The sequence below is a fragment of the Streptomyces sp. BE303 genome (genome assembly GCF_036290945.1).
Classification (GTDB): Bacteria; Actinomycetota; Actinomycetes; order Streptomycetales; family Streptomycetaceae; genus Kitasatospora.
This window is the reverse complement of record NZ_JAQYWZ010000782.1, coordinates 1-335: the sequence shown is the minus strand read 5'-3', so window position 1 is coordinate 335 and position 335 is coordinate 1. Positions and strand designations below refer to the sequence as shown.

1 protein-coding gene is annotated in these 335 nt (G+C 82.4%); it reads right to left on the bottom strand.

All coding sequences use genetic code 11. From position 1 onward, the window contains the following. Window positions 1–335 (bottom strand): KR domain-containing protein (locus PUR56_RS25460; protein WP_329950609.1); only part of this gene is annotated, 335 nt, incomplete at both ends.

The window sequence follows — 335 nt, the reverse complement described above, 5'->3', positions numbered from 1 at the left end:
CCTCGCGGACCGACGCCCGCACCTCCGGCAGGTCGGCCAGCACCGACGCCGGCCGCAGCACGCCGGACTCGGCGGCGAACCGGTCCCACCGCACGTCCGCGACGACCACCGCCGGCTCGCCACCGCCCACCGCGGCGGCCGGCGCGGCCAGCGCGGCCGCGCGGGGCACCAGGGCGAGGCCCGAGCGGCGGCACGGCGCGGAGCCCGCGTGGCCGGCCATCATGCCGGCGTCGGCCCAGGGTCCCCAGGCGATCGAGGTGGCCGGCAGCCCGCGGGCCGCGCGGTGCTCCGCGAGCGCGTCGAGCGCCGCGTTGGCGGCGGCGTAGTTGGCCTGG